The 1,296-nt window shown below is 76.3% G+C and carries 2 protein-coding genes; one reads left to right on the top strand and one right to left on the bottom strand.

Going from position 1 to position 1,296, the window contains the following annotated elements:
- On the top strand, positions 1–600 hold a 600-nt coding region (locus tag FNQ90_RS23595; RefSeq protein WP_323380144.1), incomplete at its 5' end, for a hypothetical protein.
- 66 nt (positions 601–666) lie between these two features.
- On the opposite strand, the gene FNQ90_RS23590 is transcribed toward FNQ90_RS23595, so the two are convergent.
- Entirely contained in the window at positions 667–987 is a 321-nt protein-coding gene (locus FNQ90_RS23590; RefSeq protein ID WP_182608200.1) for a ferredoxin, read from the bottom strand.
- Positions 988–1,296 lie beyond the last annotated feature (309 nt).

Genomic DNA, 1,296 nt, shown 5'->3' with positions numbered 1-1,296 from the left:
CCCCCGGACCGGGGGTGTGTCGGCGATTCCGACTCCCAGGAGCCCCGCGTGCAGCTTCCGGCCGGCGCCGCCCTCCCCCACACCCGTTCCCACGTCCTCCACTGGGCCCTGACGGCGGTCGCCCTGACGGCGGTGGTCGGCGTCCTCGCCGTGGCGCGGCCCCCGGCGGCCGGGGCGAGCCCGGCGGTGGGGGAGGGGCCCGACCCCGCGCGCGCCGGATATCCGGTGGACTGCGGCCCCCACGGGGTGGCGATCACCCACCACGCGGTGGTGGACCTGGACGGTGACGGACGTGCCGAGACCATCGCCGCCGTCCGCTGCGACGCGGCCGGTGGAACCCCGCCCGGTGGTGTCTACCTGTTGACGGGCGGCGCGGCCGACGAGCCACGCGTCGCCGAGACCCTGGTCGATCCGGCCGACGGCATGATCGTCGACGAGTTGATCGCCGACGGCACCGGTCTGGTGGTGCGACTGCTGGGGTACTCCGGCCCGGACGTCCCGCGCAGCGAACCCGACCTGCACGGGGAGGCCGCCTGGAGTTGGCGGGACGGGGCCCTGGTCCGTGAGCAGCGGGCCCCGCTGACCGCCGTGGCGGTCTGAGCCGGGCGGATTCCGGTCCGCCCGATCGTGTCCCGGCGGGTGTCGCCCCCGGGGGCGGCCCGGCGATCAGGCGGTGTCCGGACCGTACACCTCGGCGCCGTCCGCCACCCGGCGCACGTGGATGCACTCCCCGGGGCACTCGCGGGCGGAGGCGACCACGTCGCTCAGCAGGGGCAGTGGAACCGGGGCGGTCGCCCCCGGCTCCGTCAGCAGGTCGACCTCCTCGCCCGGAGGGGCGGGCGGCTTCACGTACGCGAGTCCGTCGATGTCCAGCTCGAAGACCTCGGGGGCGTACTGGGCGCAGATGCCGTCCCCGGTGCACAGGTCCTGATCGATCCACACCTCCAGCGGATCGGTCGTCCCGTCGGCCTCCTGCTGCGCGGTCATGTCACCCGTTCCTTTCCGGTGCGGTTCCCGGCCGCGGTCACGGCGGTCACGGCGTTTCTGGCGGTCACGGCCCCGTGCCGGTTCCGCTTCCCGGTTCCGTCCGGTCGATTCGCGGTACCGGGGCCCGAACTCCGACGATACCGCCGTCCTCACCGGGGTTCCCGGGCCGGGGCGGCGCCCCCGGCGCCCGTACCCGCCCCCGGGCGGCCTCCGGCCGCCGGGTGGTGCCGCGGAAATCCCCGGCCTCCCCGACAGGGCGTCCCCGGTCGGGGAAGGGCGCGGGCGGAGGCGGGTGAGGGGGGAACACCC

It is taken from the genome of Streptomyces alkaliphilus (assembly GCF_014141535.1).
In the GTDB taxonomy this organism is placed as follows: domain Bacteria; phylum Actinomycetota; class Actinomycetes; order Streptomycetales; family Streptomycetaceae; genus Streptomyces; species Streptomyces alkaliphilus.
This window is presented reverse-complemented; position numbering and strand designations above follow the sequence as displayed.

What these genes read in the sequence shown, in the direction of transcription:
- FNQ90_RS23590 (WP_182608200.1), bottom strand. Translation starts at nt 987, where the DNA reads ATGACCGCGCAGCAGGAGGCCGACGGGACGACCGATCCGCTGGAGGTG.